General features: G+C 44.9%; 10 protein-coding genes. 6 read left to right on the top strand and 4 right to left on the bottom strand.

Translation table 11 applies throughout. From position 1 onward, the window contains the following. Positions 1 to 485 precede the first annotated feature (485 nt). Positions 486 to 2,954, bottom strand: coding sequence for a tetratricopeptide repeat protein (locus ACINK7_RS07955; RefSeq protein WP_404360800.1), 2,469 nt, complete (start codon positions 2,952 to 2,954; stop codon positions 486 to 488). A gap of 253 nt (positions 2,955 to 3,207) precedes the next feature. On the opposite strand from ACINK7_RS07955, the gene ACINK7_RS07950 reads away from it, so the two are divergent. The 4 genes from ACINK7_RS07950 (at position 3,208) to folD (ending at position 8,031) form a co-directional block, all read left to right on the top strand. Further along, positions 3,208 to 3,513 (top strand): hypothetical protein, encoded by a 306-nt coding sequence (locus ACINK7_RS07950; protein ID WP_404360799.1) that lies wholly within the window; start codon positions 3,208 to 3,210, stop codon positions 3,511 to 3,513. 59 nt (positions 3,514 to 3,572) lie between these two features. After that, positions 3,573 to 5,726, top strand: a complete 2,154-nt coding sequence (prsK, locus tag ACINK7_RS07945) for an XrtA/PEP-CTERM system histidine kinase PrsK (protein ID WP_404360798.1) — start codon at positions 3,573 to 3,575, stop codon at positions 5,724 to 5,726. Beyond that, positions 5,723 to 7,078: a PEP-CTERM-box response regulator transcription factor gene (gene prsR, locus ACINK7_RS07940; protein ID WP_404360797.1), complete on the top strand. Its 1,356-nt coding sequence runs from the start codon at positions 5,723 to 5,725 to the stop codon at positions 7,076 to 7,078. The genes prsK and prsR overlap by 4 nt, the downstream gene beginning before the upstream one ends. Before the next feature lie 101 nt (positions 7,079 to 7,179). Next, positions 7,180 to 8,031, top strand: a complete 852-nt coding sequence (gene folD / locus ACINK7_RS07935) for a bifunctional methylenetetrahydrofolate dehydrogenase/methenyltetrahydrofolate cyclohydrolase FolD (RefSeq protein WP_404360796.1) — start codon at positions 7,180 to 7,182, stop codon at positions 8,029 to 8,031. 630 nt (positions 8,032 to 8,661) lie between these two features. Here folD and parC read toward each other — a convergent pair. From parC to ACINK7_RS07920, 3 genes are all read right to left on the bottom strand, one after another. Further along, positions 8,662 to 10,893 carry a DNA topoisomerase IV subunit A gene (gene parC, locus ACINK7_RS07930; RefSeq protein ID WP_404360795.1) on the bottom strand — a complete coding sequence of 744 codons (2,232 nt, stop codon included), beginning with the start codon at positions 10,891 to 10,893 and terminating at the stop codon, positions 8,662 to 8,664. A 3-nt stretch (positions 10,894 to 10,896) separates the two neighbouring features. Continuing rightward, complete coding sequence (locus ACINK7_RS07925) at positions 10,897 to 11,367, bottom strand: acyl-CoA thioesterase (protein ID WP_040575583.1); 471 nt, start codon at positions 11,365 to 11,367, stop codon at positions 10,897 to 10,899. Positions 11,368 to 12,272: 905 nt separating this feature from the next. After that, entirely contained in the window at positions 12,273 to 13,112 is an 840-nt protein-coding gene (locus ACINK7_RS07920) for a transglycosylase SLT domain-containing protein (protein ID WP_404360794.1), read from the bottom strand. 309 nt (positions 13,113 to 13,421) lie between these two features. Here ACINK7_RS07920 and tssJ point away from each other — a divergent pair, with 309 nt between their 5' ends. Continuing rightward, positions 13,422 to 13,943, top strand: a complete 522-nt coding sequence (gene tssJ / locus ACINK7_RS07915) for a type VI secretion system lipoprotein TssJ (RefSeq protein ID WP_404360793.1) — start codon at positions 13,422 to 13,424, stop codon at positions 13,941 to 13,943. 49 nt (positions 13,944 to 13,992) lie between these two features. Next, entirely contained in the window at positions 13,993 to 16,431 is a 2,439-nt protein-coding gene (locus ACINK7_RS07910) for a caspase family protein (RefSeq protein WP_404360792.1), read from the top strand. Positions 16,432 to 16,451: the final 20 nt, after the last annotated feature.

The following is a 16,451-nucleotide window of genomic DNA, read 5'->3' as shown; positions in this document are numbered from 1 at the left end:
AGAAAATAGCTCGTATCCTTACGACTCGCCAGGTTCTATCTGCGTCTTTCTCATGCAATTATAGGTGACTTACAGCATAATTTTAATTTATACCTTACCCCTATTACCATTTCCTAAAACTTACTAACCATAAATTCACTCGCATTACCAAAAAGCGATCATTACACCCGCTCTTCGAAAATTTATGTTACGCACTTCTTTACACACCAGAATTAGTTTTTTAACTCTTCACTTTAATCCTCTTCCAGTGCGTAGGTATTTATACCGTTCGCACTTCAAATTTCGGTAGTGCCCGAAGAGGTGCTGGGGTATCCGACAAAGATGATTCCGGCATAGAGCTGACATAGAGCCTATAGGGACCTATTTACCCAACACCTAAATTCCATAGCCCATTGGCCAAGGTTAATTGTCTTGGATAATTTAGGCGCTGTGCCTGCCTTTGACGGGCACCAGTGCCGATTTGATCTACGATGGGTATAATCACGTTATTCGCGGTTCCCGGATAACTGCCTCATCAGTTGCTTCGCATCATCAAGCTGATCGAATTGAGTAGATTTTGCGAGTTCCATCACTTCTCTCAATTCCGATATTGCTGCGGATTTATTTCCAAGAGCATGATAAACCGAAGCCAAATGATACCTAAACACCGGCACATGGGGAGCCGCAACAATAACTTCTTGCAAAATCGACAAAGCCTGATTTAATCGTCCAGCCTTAAATTCAGCCCATGCGTAGGTATCGATAAAATAAGGCTGATCACTGTATTTGAAATGCTGAACTAACTGCACTGCTTTTTCGATATCATCCGACTGTCCATAATGGTCCAATAGAATAGCCGCTAAATTATTCCTAGCGATATCGAGCTTTGGATTTTTTTCTATGACTTGATAATAAATTGTAACCGCTTCATCGTAGTTTTTTTGATCGACATAAGTTGAAGCTAACAACATAGAAAGCTCAAGACTCCCTGGATTGTTTTCCAAGCCCAGTTGATAAGTTTTCAGTGCATCTTTTATTTGATTTTTTTGTACAAAGACTCTGGCTAATTCAGAATACAGCGAAACCGAGTTCGGATAATCGTCTATCGCTTTTTTTAACAAGGTAACGGCATGGTCAAATTGGCGATCTAAGGTCATCAACTTACTTTTCAACACAATGGCGGAAATATTTGCCGGGCCATCCTTAATTAAATCATTTAGATAAGTAAGCATTTTAGGTCGCTGTTTCAGCATCTCATGACAACGCGCCATTTCTGTTAGGCTATCGGCTTGAGACGGATATCTTGCCAGGGTTTCCTTGAATAAAGGTATGGCTTTGCTGCAGTCGCCCTGCTCTTGGTATAATTTGCCTCTTAAAAACTTAGCCAGAAATATAGACTTAGGTTGCGACTCCATTGCTGAAATCAATTTTTCGGCCGTCTCCCAATCTTTTTGAACCATCTTGATCTGCACTAATTTATTTAATAACGAAACTTGATTACGCCTCCTAGCTAATGCTTTTCTAAGCAATTCTGCCGCATAATCAAGATGGTTATCCTTGACCGCTTTTTCAACCACTGGAAATAAGGCTTGTAAATTAGCCGGATTAATATCGAGTGCTTCTTTAAAGTTCTTTTGAGCTTTATCTAACTCGCCCTGCTTTAAAAAAATATCGCCCATTAATACGATCGCCTCATCGGAATTCGGCATGTCCCAGAGCACCGTATTTAGTAATGCAGACGCTTCCTCCAATTGACCTTCTTGAACCCAAACTTTCGCTTTAAGGATTTTTGCGCCGATTTGATTTGGATTTTTATTTAAAATCGCCTGAACCGCTTCAGAGGTAGCCTTATAATCTCCTTGCTCAAAATAAATATTGGCCAATAATAAATCGGCTTCGGTACGAACATCAGCTTTAAACTTTTTATTTTCGGCAATTTCTTTTAATTGTTGTTTTGCAGAGCTTACGTTATTGACCATCAAAGTCCATTTTGCTAATTCCAGCAAGTGCTTGGGATTTTCTTGACTGCTTTTTATAAAGCTTTGTAAAACCTCGTCCGTTCTGTTCCTGTCCGTTTGATAGATAAAACCCAATAAAATTAACTTTTGTTGAATATCATTAGGTCGCTGGTCAACCAATTCGGTCAGAATGTGTTCGGCCTCTTGATTTTTTTTAGCTGCGGAATAGATCTTAGCCAACGCGTACTTTAGTTCGTCCTTTTCCGGAAAAATTCTGATGAGATCTTGATAATCCGTTATGACTGCATCGATATCTTTATTTTGAGCGTCAATTTTGATTTTCAATAACCGCAATGACAAATTATCGCGATCCGAATCGATAGCCGGCTGAATCAACGAAAGCGCCTCGTTAAAGTTTTGACCTTCCATCAATAAAGCCGCTTTCAGCGACAAAGCATCATTATGCATTGGATCTTGCTTGAGCACTTCGTCCAGAATCGGCAACGCTTCAGACATTTTATTTTGTCTGATAAGAATCGATGCCTCCAAGGTTTTTGCATCCAAATTATCGGCTTCCTGCTCTAAAACTTCCTTAACCTGAACCAGCGCATTTTCGGCTTCATTCAGCAGTAATAAAACCTTAGCTAAACGTAATTTGGCATCTAGATTCTCAGGCTTTAACTTGATTGCTTCAATCAAGTTATCTTTCATGCTTTTAAAATTCCTATTTTTTTCATTCACCAGCGCGAGATAATAATAAGCATCGGCGACAGTAGGATCCTGCTGAATTGCACTTTTCAACTCTAACTCGGCCTTCGCATATTCACCTTGATTATAAAGTTCAATTCCTTTCGCTTGACTATCCATCGCGATTTCTTCAGGCGAACTACACGCCGTTAACAGCGAAAAACACAAAACAACAGTTAAATTCTTAATAATTCTTATCAGCATTGTCGCTAAACCTTCATAGGAAATTTTAGTTACTTTAGTTTGGCGGAAAAACAGTTTAGGTCCCAATAGACATCACTGCCATTAAGTTAACGAAAACACGTCATTCTGTCATGGATTATCAGAGTCCAGTCGCCATGAACGGAAGGCTTTTCTGGTTCCCACAGTCTTCCATAGGAACCCCTACCTCGTCGCCGAGACAAGATCGGCATGCATTACCATGCTGGAGCGAGGGAACGATAGGACGATGTGAATAATTACACCGGACATTCTTCCACCGCAATTTGGGCTACAGATCTCTTTATCAACCACGCATGACCTATTGGTTATTAAAGCACAAACCCGTATCATTCAATATAGACTTCATCTCAAACCAGCAATTCCCAATTTGGGGGTCAAACAGGGTGTGGGGTATGCTTGGCGAAGATGTCGGCAGCAGGGGCAGATTTTTGCTCCTCGGCAATTGCTGAGTTACAAGGATGTAACGAATGCAGAAAATGCAGGAGCATTTTTCTGCCGTCAAGCCCCCATGGATGGGTTCACGGCGTTCCTCGACAGGGATACCCCACACCCTAATCCAGTGAGAATGCTCAAACTGGGAATTGCTGATCTCAAACCTTACCATTGAAATTGAGATTTCACCGATTTTACATCGGCTCTTAACCTTCTCTGACCGCTACGAATAACATGGACACCCTGGAACATTACAGCTTTTACAATTACCTTACCGCTACAACCAGTTATGCATTGTTAATTCCATTTGCATTTATAAGCCTAAAAAAAAGCCCTTATTTCCTACCCTTCTTTCTGGCAATTTCTCTTTCTTTGATTTGGTTAGGTTACACAACGTTTACCCTGCAAGACCAGTTCTATTTCAGTTCCGATGCGCTACCGTTAGAGACTTTACGCAATGGAGCTTGGCTGATTTTTCTTTGCTTTATAAGCTTCAAACAACGCAAGGGGGAACGCTTATCGTTATTTTTTAGATCGAAAAATGTCCTGTTAATCTTGTTTAGCACAATTCTTGTTTTTCTTTACGAAGTCAATTCAAGCTTACTACAAGCCATCAACCAGTTACTGCAAAGGGACTTGCGCTTATTTATCCATGTCATTTTTGCAATTGTCGGTCTAATGCTAATTGAGCAAATTTATCGCAACGCATTTTCCGATCAACGTTGGTCGATAAAATTCTTATGCGTAGGTCTTGGCGCTTTGTTTATAGTCGACTTTATTCTATACAGCAAATCATTACTGTTTTTTTCGTTGGATTCGGCGATATGGAGTTCACGGGGAATTATCAATGCCATAATAGCGCCTATGCTCGCGGTTTCCATGCTGCGTTTACAAGAAAAAGACACCGAATTGACCGTTTCAAGAAAAATCGTTTTTCATACCACAGTTTTATTCGGCTCCGGATTATACTTGGTCCTGATGTCAGTTGCCGGATTTTATATACGTGACTATGGCGGCAATTGGGGGGAAGTCGCTCAATTTACCTTTATTTTTTTAGCGATTTTATTGCTGATCGTTCTTTTTATTTCCGGAAAAATTAGAGCATTAGTCAAAGTTAATTTGAGTAAACATTTTCTTGAATATCGCTATGATTATCGAGAAGAATGGATCAAGCTTAGTAAAACCCTCGCGCAATTAAATTCGGTCAGCGAATTGGCAGGACTCATTATTAAAACCATGGCCGACTTAGTGGAGAGTTCCGGCGGAGGGCTCTGGCTAAAAAACGAACAAGGCGATTTTTATTTAGCCGAACACAAACACTTAGGCTTCGAACCGGAACAATTGTTTGATAAAGACGAACCTTTTATTCGATTCTTAGCCGACAAGCAATGGGTCATCGATTTCGTACAATACAATGATAATCCGGATCTGTACGATGATATTGATTTGTCGAAGTGGAATTTCGACGACAACAAAATTTGGCTCATTATCCCACTGTACAGGCTAAACTCATTAGAAGCCTTCGTTGTTCTTACCCAAGCGCGCGTACCCAGGGCACTTAACTGGGAGGATCTCGACTTACTAAAGACTGTCGGATTCCAATTGAGTAATGCCCTCGCCTTAAACCAAACGCTTGACGAATTGTCTCGTGTTCGACAATTCGAAGCCTACAGCAGACTATCCGCATTCGTAGTGCACGATTTAAAAAATTTGATCGCGCAAGTTGCGATGATAGTTAAAAATGCAGAAAAACATAAACATAACCCCGAATTCATTGAAGATTCCATCGATACCTTGCAAAATGTCGTGACAAAAATGCAACACATCATCGATCAATTGAAAAAAGGCAATATACAATCAGAAACCCAAGCCGTACTTAACCTAAATGACATCATACAAGACGTCGCGCAACAACAGTCAAGCAACCGCCCGACCTTGGAAATTGCCTTCGGTCTTAACCAAGACTGCGAAATTCAAGGCGAACAAGCTAAAATAACAGCCGTTCTCGGACACCTAATACAAAACGCTCAAGAAGCAACCGATGACGATGGCTTTGTTAAATTGGAGTTAACACAAAAGGCTGATAGAGCAATCATCAAAATTATCGATAGCGGCGCCGGAATGGATAACAAGTTTATTGCCGAAAGGTTATTTAAGCCTTTCGATACGACAAAAGGCAACGCGGGTATGGGGATCGGCGTTTACGAAGCTCGAGATTACATTTTAAAACAATCGGGGACGATCGATGTTAAAAGCCTACCCGGTAGGGGAACAACTTTTACGATCACCTTGCCGCTTTATAAACGGCACAAGCAACCGACTCAAACCAGCGTCAAATCGAACGTTCAACTTGATATGACCCAAGCAATATTAAAAGGCGAGAAATGAGCGACGACAGTATTTTACTCATAGTGGAAGACGATCCCGGCTTGCAAAAACAATTCAAATGGGGCTTTGAAAAATACCAGATCGTCATAGCGGGCGACAGACCAGAGGCCATTACCGCATTGAGGCGTTATCAACCGAGTGTTGTGACACTAGACTTGGGCCTGCCTCCCGATCCGACCAACGCCAGCGAAGGCCTCGAAACCTTAAAAGAAATCCTGCAACTGGCTCCAACCACTAAAGTCATCGTCGTGACCGGCAATGACGATAGAGACAACGCACTCCAGGCCATCGCATTGGGGGCCTACGATTTTTACCAGAAACCGGTCGATCTCGATGTCTTGAACACTATTATCCAGCGCGCCTTTCATCTGACCTCGCTGGAAAATGAAAACTCGAAACTTCAGCAAAAAAACCATGAACCGTTAAATGGTATTATCGCAGCCTGCAAAAAAATGCAAGAAATTTCCAGAACCGTGGAAAAAATCGCTCCGATGCAAATCACTACTTTATTACTCGGAGAAAGCGGAACCGGTAAAGAAGTTTTCGCCAGAGCGATTCACGACCTCAGCGACCGGGCTAAAAAGCCTTTCGTACCGGTCAATTGCGCGGCCATTCCTGAAAACCTATTAGAAAGTGAATTATTCGGTTATGAAAAAGGGGCATTCACCGGTGCCGTCAAACAAACCAAAGGAAAAATAGAATATGCCGACGGCGGTACTTTTTTTCTCGACGAAATAGGCGATCTACCTTTCAATCTACAATCGAAATTATTACGTTTCATTCAGGAGCGAACCATTGAGCGCTTGGGCGGGCGCGGTGAGATACCGGTCGATGTTCGCATTATTTGCGCGACCCACCAGAATATTCAAAACCTGATTCAACAAAGTGCATTTCGAGAAGACTTGTATTATCGTATCAGTGAAATGACCATCAATATTCCTCCGCTCAGAGAACGCGAAGGAGATGCTCTCATTATCGCAACCGGCTTATTGAGAAAATTCAACGACCAACATAAAAAATCGATTAAGGGATTTACCAAAGAAGCCGCTCAAGCCATCGAAACATATGAATGGCCGGGAAATATTCGTCAATTGGAAAATAAAATTAAACGCGCGGTCATCATGGCGGAGGAAGCGTTGATAACGTTAAACGACCTCGAAATGGACGGCGAAAACCATGACGCCCTGCCGCTTAACTTAAAAGAAGTTCGGGAAGCTGCCGAAACACTTGCGATAAAAAGAGCGCTGAATTTCTCGAACCATAACGTTTCAAATGCGGCAAAACTATTAGGCATTACACGCCCGACGCTTTACTCCCTGCTCGGTAAATACAACATCGTTTTGGGCGATTAATCGCATTGAAAGAGGGTGTCCCACCGGTAGTGGAGGGTTTGCGTTCTTGCACGTTCTTCCTTATGCTTGCCGATAATATTTACTACATAAACAATTGAATCATGAGTGCAAAAATCATCGATGGTAGAGCGGTCGCATTGGACGTCCGCAAAAAATGGAAACAGCGCGTAGCTCAACTCAAAGAAAAAGGCGTTCTTCCGGGCCTGGCTGTCATCATTGTCGGCGACAATCCCGCCTCGCAAGTGTATGTGCGCAATAAAATCAAAGCCTGTCACGAAGTCGGCATTTATTCCGAATTGATCGACCTGCCCGAAGATATCAGCGAAACGTTATTGCTATCGGCTATCGAACGCCTTAATGACAACCCGTCAATACACGGCATATTGGTACAACTGCCCCTCCCCGATCATATCGACGTCAACAAAGTTCTCGAAACCATCGATGCCGATAAGGACGTGGACGGCTTTCATTTGTATAACCTGGGCGCATTGATGGCCGGCAATACGATATTTCCGCCCTGCACACCCTATGGAGTGCAATGTCTGCTTGAATATTGCGACATTCCGATCGAAGGCCAAAATGCCGTCATCGTCGGGCGCAGCAACATCGTCGGCAAACCGATGGCGCTGATGCTGTTGCAAAAAAATGCGACGGTCAGTATTTGCACCTCGAAAACTCGTGATCTGAAGCAATTCACCTCATTGGCCGACATACTGGTCGTCGCAACCGGCAAACCTAATTTGATTACAGCAGACATGGTCAAGCCCGGCGCGGCTGTCATCGATGTTGGCATCAACCGGCTCGAAGACGGAAAATTAGTCGGCGATGTCGATTTCGAAGGCGTCAAAGAAGTCGCCGGTTACATCACGCCGGTACCGGGAGGCGTCGGTCCGATGACGATCACGATGCTGGTCGCCAACACCGTCATTGCCGCCGAACAAGCGCATAGCTAAATCTTTCAATCTCGCGCAGAGGCGCTGGGGCGCTAAGATGATAGTTCGTTATCGCGGCTCTTCCGGTTCCCATGGTCCTCCGCTCATCGTTATACACATCTTACGCTGTTTCCCAAACTCTGTTTGGGAAACCCGTCTCGCAAGCTCTGCTTGCCGGCTTCGGGAAGCTGGAGCTTCCAAGACTTCATGCCCAAGCAGAGCTCTCATCGTTATACACATCTTTATGTGAACCACGTCATTCCGGCATGGATTGCCGGAATCCAGGCTACAGGGATGTATTGGCCTTGCCATCCCTAGCACTGGATACCCGCTTCCCGGCGGGTATGACGGGACTTGTGTATAACGATGAGTGGTCCTCCGTGGGAACCCATACCTTGGCTGTCGAGCCTCGATCGGTATGCATTCCCACGCTGGAGCGATGGGAATAACGAACTATCATCTCCGCACCCGGGCGCCTCCGCGCGCGAAATATACCTTTCGCACTTCAAAATTCGGCAGTGCCTGAGGAGGCACCTGGGTGTCCGATAAAGGCTTTGCCAGCATGGAGCTGGCATAGAGCCTACATGGACGTATTCACGGCGTCCTTTAGCGGACACCCAGACGCCGAATTTTGATCTACGATGGGGATAACTACGCGACTACAAAACCGTCAACTTTCTGAAAACCGCGCGGTAAATGTAAGCCCCGCTTCGCTCGGACGCCCTTGTAATGCTCGATATCGGCTGCTTTTAGCGTCAGCGTGCGTTTTCCTGAAATGAGCTTCAATTCGCTTTGCTCGGAAATCACGGCCAATGCCATGACCGCATCACTACCGTCGGCCAAGTCGCTCGGCGGAATTTGAATCAGTTTATTGCCCTTACCCCGCGTCAAAGCCGGCAACTCATTGACCGGAAAAATCAATAACCTGCCCTGTAGCGTCGCAATCGCCAGCAAATCGCTATCGCGATGCACTCGAACCGGCAACAACGCCTTCGCGCCCACTGGTAAGGTAACAACCGTTTTACCGGCTTTATTCTTGCTGAATAAATCCTTCAATTGCACCCTGAAGCCGTAACCGGTAGATCCGGCCAGCACATACCAATCATCCGGGTTACCAGCCAACAAACCGATAAATAACGAGCCTGCAGGCGGATTGAATCGACCGGTCAGCGGTTCGCCTTGACTGCGCGCCGAAGGTAAATCATGACTTGCGGTTGCATAAACGCGTCCGGTCGAATCCAATACATAAACCGGCTGAGTCGTGCGGGTCTTGACCGCATGCAGAAAGCCGTCTCCGGAACGATAATTCAAGCCATCAACATCGATGTCATGACCTTTCGCGGCACGAATCCAGCCTTTTTGCGACAATATAACCGTGACCGGCTCATTCGCGATTAATTCGGTGCTGTCGAGCGCCTTTGCCGAACCTCTCTCAATAATCGGCGAACGCCGCTCGTCACCGAACTTTTCGGCATCGACTTGAATTTCTTTTTTGATCAAACGGTTCAGCAAAGCTTTCGAACCCAAGGTTTTTTCCAAGGCTTGCCGCTCTTTTTCGAGCTCTGCTTGCTCGCCTTTAATTTTCATTTCCTCCAATTTAGCCAAATGCCGCAGTTTCAATTCCAAGATCGCTTCGGCCTGAAGATCACTGATACCGAAGCGCTCCATCAACACCGGTTTCGGCTTGTCCTCGTACCGAATAATCGCAATGACTTCGTCGATATTCAGATAGGCGATCAATAATCCCTCTAGGATATGCAAACGAGCCAAGACCTTGTCTAACCGGTATTGCAACCTGCGTCTAACCGTTTCGGTTCGAAAAATCAGCCATTCGGTCAATATCGTTCTAAGATTTTTGACTTGCGGCCGACCGTCTAAGCCGATCATATTTAAATTTACGCGAAAATTTTTCTCCAAATCGGTCGTCGCGAACAAATGTGACATCACCGCTTCGACATCGATGCGTTTGGATTTCGGCATCACGACCAAACGCGTCGGATTTTCATGGTCGGATTCGTCGCGCAAATCATCGATCATCGGCAATTTTTTTGCATTCATTTGCGCCGCGATTTGTTCGAGTAATTTGGCTCCTGACACTTGATGCGGCAGGGCGGTAATAACGATATTACCGTCTTCCAGTTCATAACGAGCACGCATTTTGACCGAACCGTTCCCGGATGCATACATCTTTCGTAACTCTTCGACGGGTGTAATGATCTCGGCGTGAGTCGGATAATCAGGACCCTTGATATGGTCGAACAATCTTTCCAACGGCGTATCGGGGTCATCGAGCAATTGCACACATGCCGCAGCTACTTCTCTAAGATTATGCGGCGGAATATCGGTCGCCATGCCTACCGCGATACCCATCGTACCGTTCAACAATACATTCGGTAACCGCGCCGGTAACAATACCGGTTCTTTCAATGTACCGTCGAAGTTGTCGGTCCAATCGACGGTCCCCTGCCCCAGTTCGCTCAGCAAGGTTTGTGCGTAAGGCGTCAAACGCGATTCGGTATAGCGCATCGCGGCAAACGATTTCGGATCGTCCGGCGAACCCCAGTTCCCCTGACCGTCGATCAACGGATAACGATAGGAAAAATCCTGAGCCATCAACACCATCGCTTCATAACAGGCCGAGTCGCCATGTGGATGATATTTACCGAGCACGTCACCGACCGTTCGCGCCGATTTTTTGAATTTTGCCGCCGCAGTCAGCCCCAGCTCCGACATTGCATAAACAATGCGCCGCTGCACCGGCTTGAGACCATCTCCAATATGCGGTAAGGCGCGGTCCAAAATCACATACATCGAATAATCGAGATATGCCTTTTCGGTAAATTCCTTTAACGGAAGTTGTTCGAAGTTTTCCTGAATACCCATAAATTAAAGATCGTCCTTTGGTAAGTCGACATGTAGTGCCATATGTTTTTCCATGATTTCCTGGCGCATTTTTTTGCGCATCAACGCGGCATCGTATAGTTTCTGTTCCAATTCGCTTTCTATGGTCAATGGCGGAACAGGCACCGGTTTGCCATTCTCGTCGACCGCCACCATCGTAAAATAAGACGAATTGGTGTGTCTTTTTTCTTGCGTGCGCAAATTCTCGGCAACCACTTTGATACCGATTTCCATTGAAGACCGCCCGACATAATTGACATGTGCGGATAAAGTCACCAACTCGCCAACCTGAATTTTTTCCTTAAAAAAAACTTGATCTAACGATGCCGTTACAACATAGTTCTTACTATACCGTGCCGCACAAGCATAAGCGGCCTGATCGAGCAGTTTTAATAACGAACCGCCATGCACGACACCGGAAAAATTGGCCATATCCGGCGTCATCAAAACAGCCATCTGCAATGTTTTCTCTTGTTGTTTTTTCGATTGATTCACATGTTTTCCGGAGTTGTTTTATAAGGCTATGTTCGCGTTAGCAGTTGAAACGGTCCTCTTTCCTACTCTAAATAAACCCATTAGGAAATAGCCAATGATTGCTTTCCGATACACTTGAGCGTAGCAGAGGGTACGATTACTCGCTTGACAGAACGCCGTGAATACGTCCATGTAGGCTTGACGACAGCTCCCTGCTGCCGACACCTGTCAATCGAGCAACCGCACCCTCCTTTCAACCATTGGCGTGATATTGAAAAAAGGAAAGTTACTAAAAGTTGTATCCTTGGATTTCATGTTGGCTTTCAGTTCATAAAGTATCAACTATTAACGCGAACATAGCCTTTTATAACGCCTTTTCGACCAAACAAATCTTATCGATTCGTATTCCAATTCGAATGAAAGGCTAACAAACGACTTATTTTAACCGGTTTCAAGAATGATTGCGCCACGGGACGGATGAAAACCCGCGGATTCCAGTGAAGTTCATGAAAGTGCGCGGCGTTGACCGGGTTCGCTCCTTCCCAAGCAGAGCTCTCGCCGTTATACACAAGTATCGGTAAACTTGCTAAACAGAGTTCGTCGTATACCTGGAAACGGTGCTGTTTGATAAATCTGCGGATATTGAACATCAGTGGCTTCGAAATCGCGACGAAGGCGTCGCTCCCACAAGGGGGCGGATGCTCTGTGGGAGCGATCCCCAGATCGCGATTTCGAAGTCGGGAACGTTGGGCGACAAAAAGTGGTATCGAAGCCTCATTAGCTAAGATTGCAAAACAGTAATTGTTGACTTATGTATAACGATGAGAGCAGAGCTTGGGAAACAGCGAATCAAAAGGGAATAGTAAAAGTAAATCACATGAAAATTTTCATGAAGCATCCATTTGTTGCGGATGCTCACCCGGAATAGGATGTGTTTTATTAGGATATTTCTTAAGTATCGTTTTAACGTAATTTTGCGTTTCTCGATAAGGAGGCACACCTTTATAGCGTTCGACGGCACCCTCTCCCGCATTGTAAGCCGCCAATACCCATTCCACATTGCCGTTGAAATGGCGCATCAGCCAATGCAGATAAGCCGTACCGCCCTTGATGTTCTGAATAGGATTAAAAGTGTCTTTGACACCGAATCTCTCGGCGGTTGCCGGAATCAATTGCATCAAACCTTGAGCATTTTTGTTCGATAACGCGCCAGGATTAAAGGCAGATTCGGCCTGAATAACCGCCATAACCAGCTCAGGATCGATACCGTAATTCGGAGCAATTTTTTCGACCCACGATTTGACAATTTGGCGATTGGGATTTGCATGCTGCTCGGCCGTTATCGTTAATTCTGGCTCAGGGCGGCGACAGCGGGAATCCTTCGTCGGTTTAATATCTTTAAATTTGATCACCATGCGCCTGGCATAGGGATCTCCTGCTTTTGCCGCCAACCTGAACCAATAAAGCGCTATCGATAAATTTCTCGACACCCCTCGGCCATTGAAATAAATAAAACCCAAATGGTAAGCCGATTCGACATCAGACATTAATGCCGCCTTACAATACAATTCGTAAGCTTTCCGATAATTTTTTTTCACGCCGCGGCCGTGTTCGTAAACCATCGCCATTTTACGAATTCCGCTAGGATGATCGTCCGCAACTTCGGCTGCAAATAACGGCGAGGGAAAAAATAGAATTACGGCAAATAGCCTTAATAGCCAACTCATGTCAGTCTCTCGTTTTGCATAACATTAAGAAAAGCAATTTTAAAGCCATAAAATAATATCCATTATTTTCCTATTACTTATAATGATCACACCACTTGTTTGGCTAGATAACTGTAAAAAATTCCGACATTACTCTTAGTGCCAATGCCGAAAATTGAGATGAAACAAATATAACACCGGGAACACTACGAAAACTCGGAACCGCTTCATGAATAACTCGAAAGTTGACCGAATTATAAAATTGCAGCTAGACTTCAAAATTAATCAGTGCATGGCGCCTACCTAGGCTTGAATAATCAATACAAAATCATGAATAAAAGCAATAGAATTGATCTCTCACGCCTAAACACGCAATGGCGAATCTTATTATTAAGCGCATTACTACTCAACACTACGGCATGCTCTACCAAGGAGGAGGTAATTGCACCGACACCGGACCCCACGATACTCGAGCTAAAACTAAAAGCCGGCAAACTTCTAAATCCCGATATTGAAGGCCGCGCATCGCCATTGGTCGTTAGAATATACCAATTCGAGGCAATCGATAAATTCAATACAAGCGATTTTTTCGCCATTTACGACAATGACGTAGCACTGTTGGGCCAAGACATTATTTTTCGCAAGGAACTGGAACTTCAACCTGATACAAACAGGAATTTAAGCTTAGAAAGCAAACCTGAAGCTCGTTATTTGGCTATCTTCGCGGCATTTCGCAACCTCGATACCGCACAATGGAAAGCATCGGTGAAGATCTTCCCCAATCAAACTAATAAAGTTACTATTAATTTCGATCAATATACTGTGACACTGAATACAAAAAATGCCGATTAAAAGAAATCAATAGAACCATTCATCGCCTTGTTTAACAAAGGGGGAAAACATGTCAGGCAACATTTCAAAACTACCGACACAGTATAAACAGATCAGCACCAAAAAAACTCTGTTTGTTGCGATATTGACATCATTGATATTATCCCTCGGCTGCCAAACAACCGACCCAACCAGCCCAGAAGGCCTCAAAGCTTTAGAAGGCTTTAAACCTCAAGACACCGACAAGCTATTCGTCGTCGATTGCCTGCTACCCGGACAAGTCAGAAAGCTCGGCACGCAAATGACCTACTTAACAGCCAGACGCGCTATCAAAACGACTGCGGGTGAATGCGAAATTCGCGGAGGCGAATATGTCGCTTATGATCGAGCTAATTTAGCCAGCGCTTTAAAAATATGGCTACCGCTTGCACAACAAGGTGATCCCGAAGCGCAAATCAACGTCGGCGAAATCTACGAAAAAGGACTAGGCGCGCAAGCGGATCCTCGCCTAGCCGCCGAATGGTACCGAAAAGCCGCCGAAACAGGTCATTCGAGAGCGCAAATTAATCTCGGTTATTTATATGAAAAAGGTCTCGGCGTTGAAAAAGACCTGACTACTGCATTAAATTGGTATCGTAAGGCATCAGGCTTAGAAAACACCGACTTGCAATTTGCTTCGGTTGTCGAGGCACAGTTTTCCAGCGCTCATGAACAAGAATTGGAAGCTTTACGGCAAGATGCCGCTCGACGTAAATTCGAGGCGGATCAATTACGAAGCCAACTAGCCGACACACAACGCCAACTCAGACAACAGCAAGACAATCTACGCTCGATACAAAGAAACTTAGAGCAAAAAAAACAACAGCTCGAACAGGAAAAAAACAAATCCACCCGTAACGAATCGCTACTGAAAGCGTTGGAACAGGAATTAAAAGCCGATCAAACCGAATTCGAAGCGCGACAAACTCAAATTTCAAAATTAGAACGCTCCCTGGAAACCAAACAGAAATCCATCAAGCATAGAACTCAAGCCGCCTTAGTCCAGGAACAAAAAATCGTCGCTAGCGCTCCGCAAAAACCGATCATCGACGACCAATCCGCCAAAACACTCGCTAATGCTCGTAGCGAACTGCAAAAAAACGAAACCTTACTTCAAGAAAAAGAAAGTCATTACATAAGGATCTCTAATGAAATCAAACGATCCTTAGAAGCTGTGGGCTCATCATCGGCCGAACAAAGCGATTCGCCGAGAGAACAACTAAGAGCGAAGGAAATCAGGGCTAATTTGGACCGGCAAAAACAATCGTTGCAAACGGTTGCACAGGAAATCAATACCTTAAAAAACCGAATTAACGAACAACGCAAAGTCGTAACAAAATTGGAAAGCGGTCAATTGATACAGTTAGCCTCTGCCGCTCCAACAATTCAAATTATCGATCCGCCGATGGTATTGACTCGAGGCGTTCCGAGTTTATTGTTAAGATCGATAGCCCCATCAAGAACCATCACCGGCAAAGTCGAGGCGCCTGCAGGGCTTAAAACATTAGTGGTCAATGATAAACCTGAAAACATCGATACGCAGGGTTTCTTTAAGATAAATATCACTGCCACAGAAGCGACAACACCGATCAAAATCGTCGCCATCGATAAAAAAGACAAAAGAACCAGTCTGAATTTCAACATCGTAACCCAAGAAGAAATCTCCACTTCAAGCATAGACAGCCGACCGACGACACCTAGAAAACCCGGCCGATTTTATGATGTAGACTTCGGGCGTTATCATGCGCTCATCATCGGCAATAACGATTATACGGAGCTACCGACACTGAAAACCGCGATCAACGATGCCAAAGCGGTCGAGTCGATTTTGCGCCAACGCTATGGCTTCAAAACCACATTGCTGCAAAATGCCAATCGTCACCAGATCATGACGGCGCTGAATACTATTCGCAATTCTTTGAAAGAAAATGATAACTTATTGATTTATTATGCGGGTCACGGAGAACGAGACAAAACCAGCCTGGCGGCTTACTGGCTACCTACAGATGCCGAAATCGACAATACCGCAAACTGGATTTCCAGCGACGATATCACCCGCTATCTAAACATCATCGCCGCACGACACATCCTAGTTGTAGCCGATTCTTGCTACTCGGGCGCGATGACCGGAACGGCGATCGCTAGACTACCGGACGGTATGCCCGAAGATAAACGCGAAAAATGGCTGAAATTCATGGCAACACGGAAAGCACGAACCGTCTTGACATCAGGAGGCGTCGCACCAGTTCTCGACGAAGGGGATGGTCAGCATTCAATATTTGCCAGAGCCTTTATCGATGCACTACAAAGCAATCGGGGTTTAGTCGAAGATTATGATATTTTCCGTTCAGTATCGAAACAAGTTCGAACTTCGGCATCCCGTGTGGGCTTTACTCAAGCACCTCAATACGCGCCGCTTCAACATGCCGGCCACGAGGGCAGCCCGTTCTTTTTCGTTCCCGGTGTTTAACGACAGTACCGTTAAGCCGA

The sequence above is a fragment of the Methylotuvimicrobium sp. KM1 genome (genome assembly GCF_044788715.1).
Taxonomy (GTDB): domain Bacteria; phylum Pseudomonadota; class Gammaproteobacteria; order Methylococcales; family Methylomonadaceae; genus Methylotuvimicrobium.
The sequence above is the reverse complement of the archived record's forward strand: the minus strand, read 5'-3'. Positions and strand labels throughout refer to the sequence as shown.

Coding starts and splice junctions, on each gene's coding strand:
- prsK (WP_404360798.1), top strand. CDS start 3,573: ATGGACACCCTGGAACATTACAGCTTTTACAATTACCTTACCGCTACA.
- prsR (WP_404360797.1), top strand. CDS start 5,723: ATGAGCGACGACAGTATTTTACTCATAGTGGAAGACGATCCCGGCTTG.
- folD (WP_404360796.1), top strand. CDS start 7,180: ATGAGTGCAAAAATCATCGATGGTAGAGCGGTCGCATTGGACGTCCGC.
- parC (WP_404360795.1), bottom strand. CDS start 10,893: ATGGGTATTCAGGAAAACTTCGAACAACTTCCGTTAAAGGAATTTACC.
- ACINK7_RS07925 (WP_040575583.1), bottom strand. CDS start 11,367: ATGGCTGTTTTGATGACGCCGGATATGGCCAATTTTTCCGGTGTCGTG.
- ACINK7_RS07920 (WP_404360794.1), bottom strand. CDS start 13,112: ATGAGTTGGCTATTAAGGCTATTTGCCGTAATTCTATTTTTTCCCTCG.
- tssJ (WP_404360793.1), top strand. CDS start 13,422: ATGAATAAAAGCAATAGAATTGATCTCTCACGCCTAAACACGCAATGG.
- ACINK7_RS07910 (WP_404360792.1), top strand. CDS start 13,993: ATGTCAGGCAACATTTCAAAACTACCGACACAGTATAAACAGATCAGC.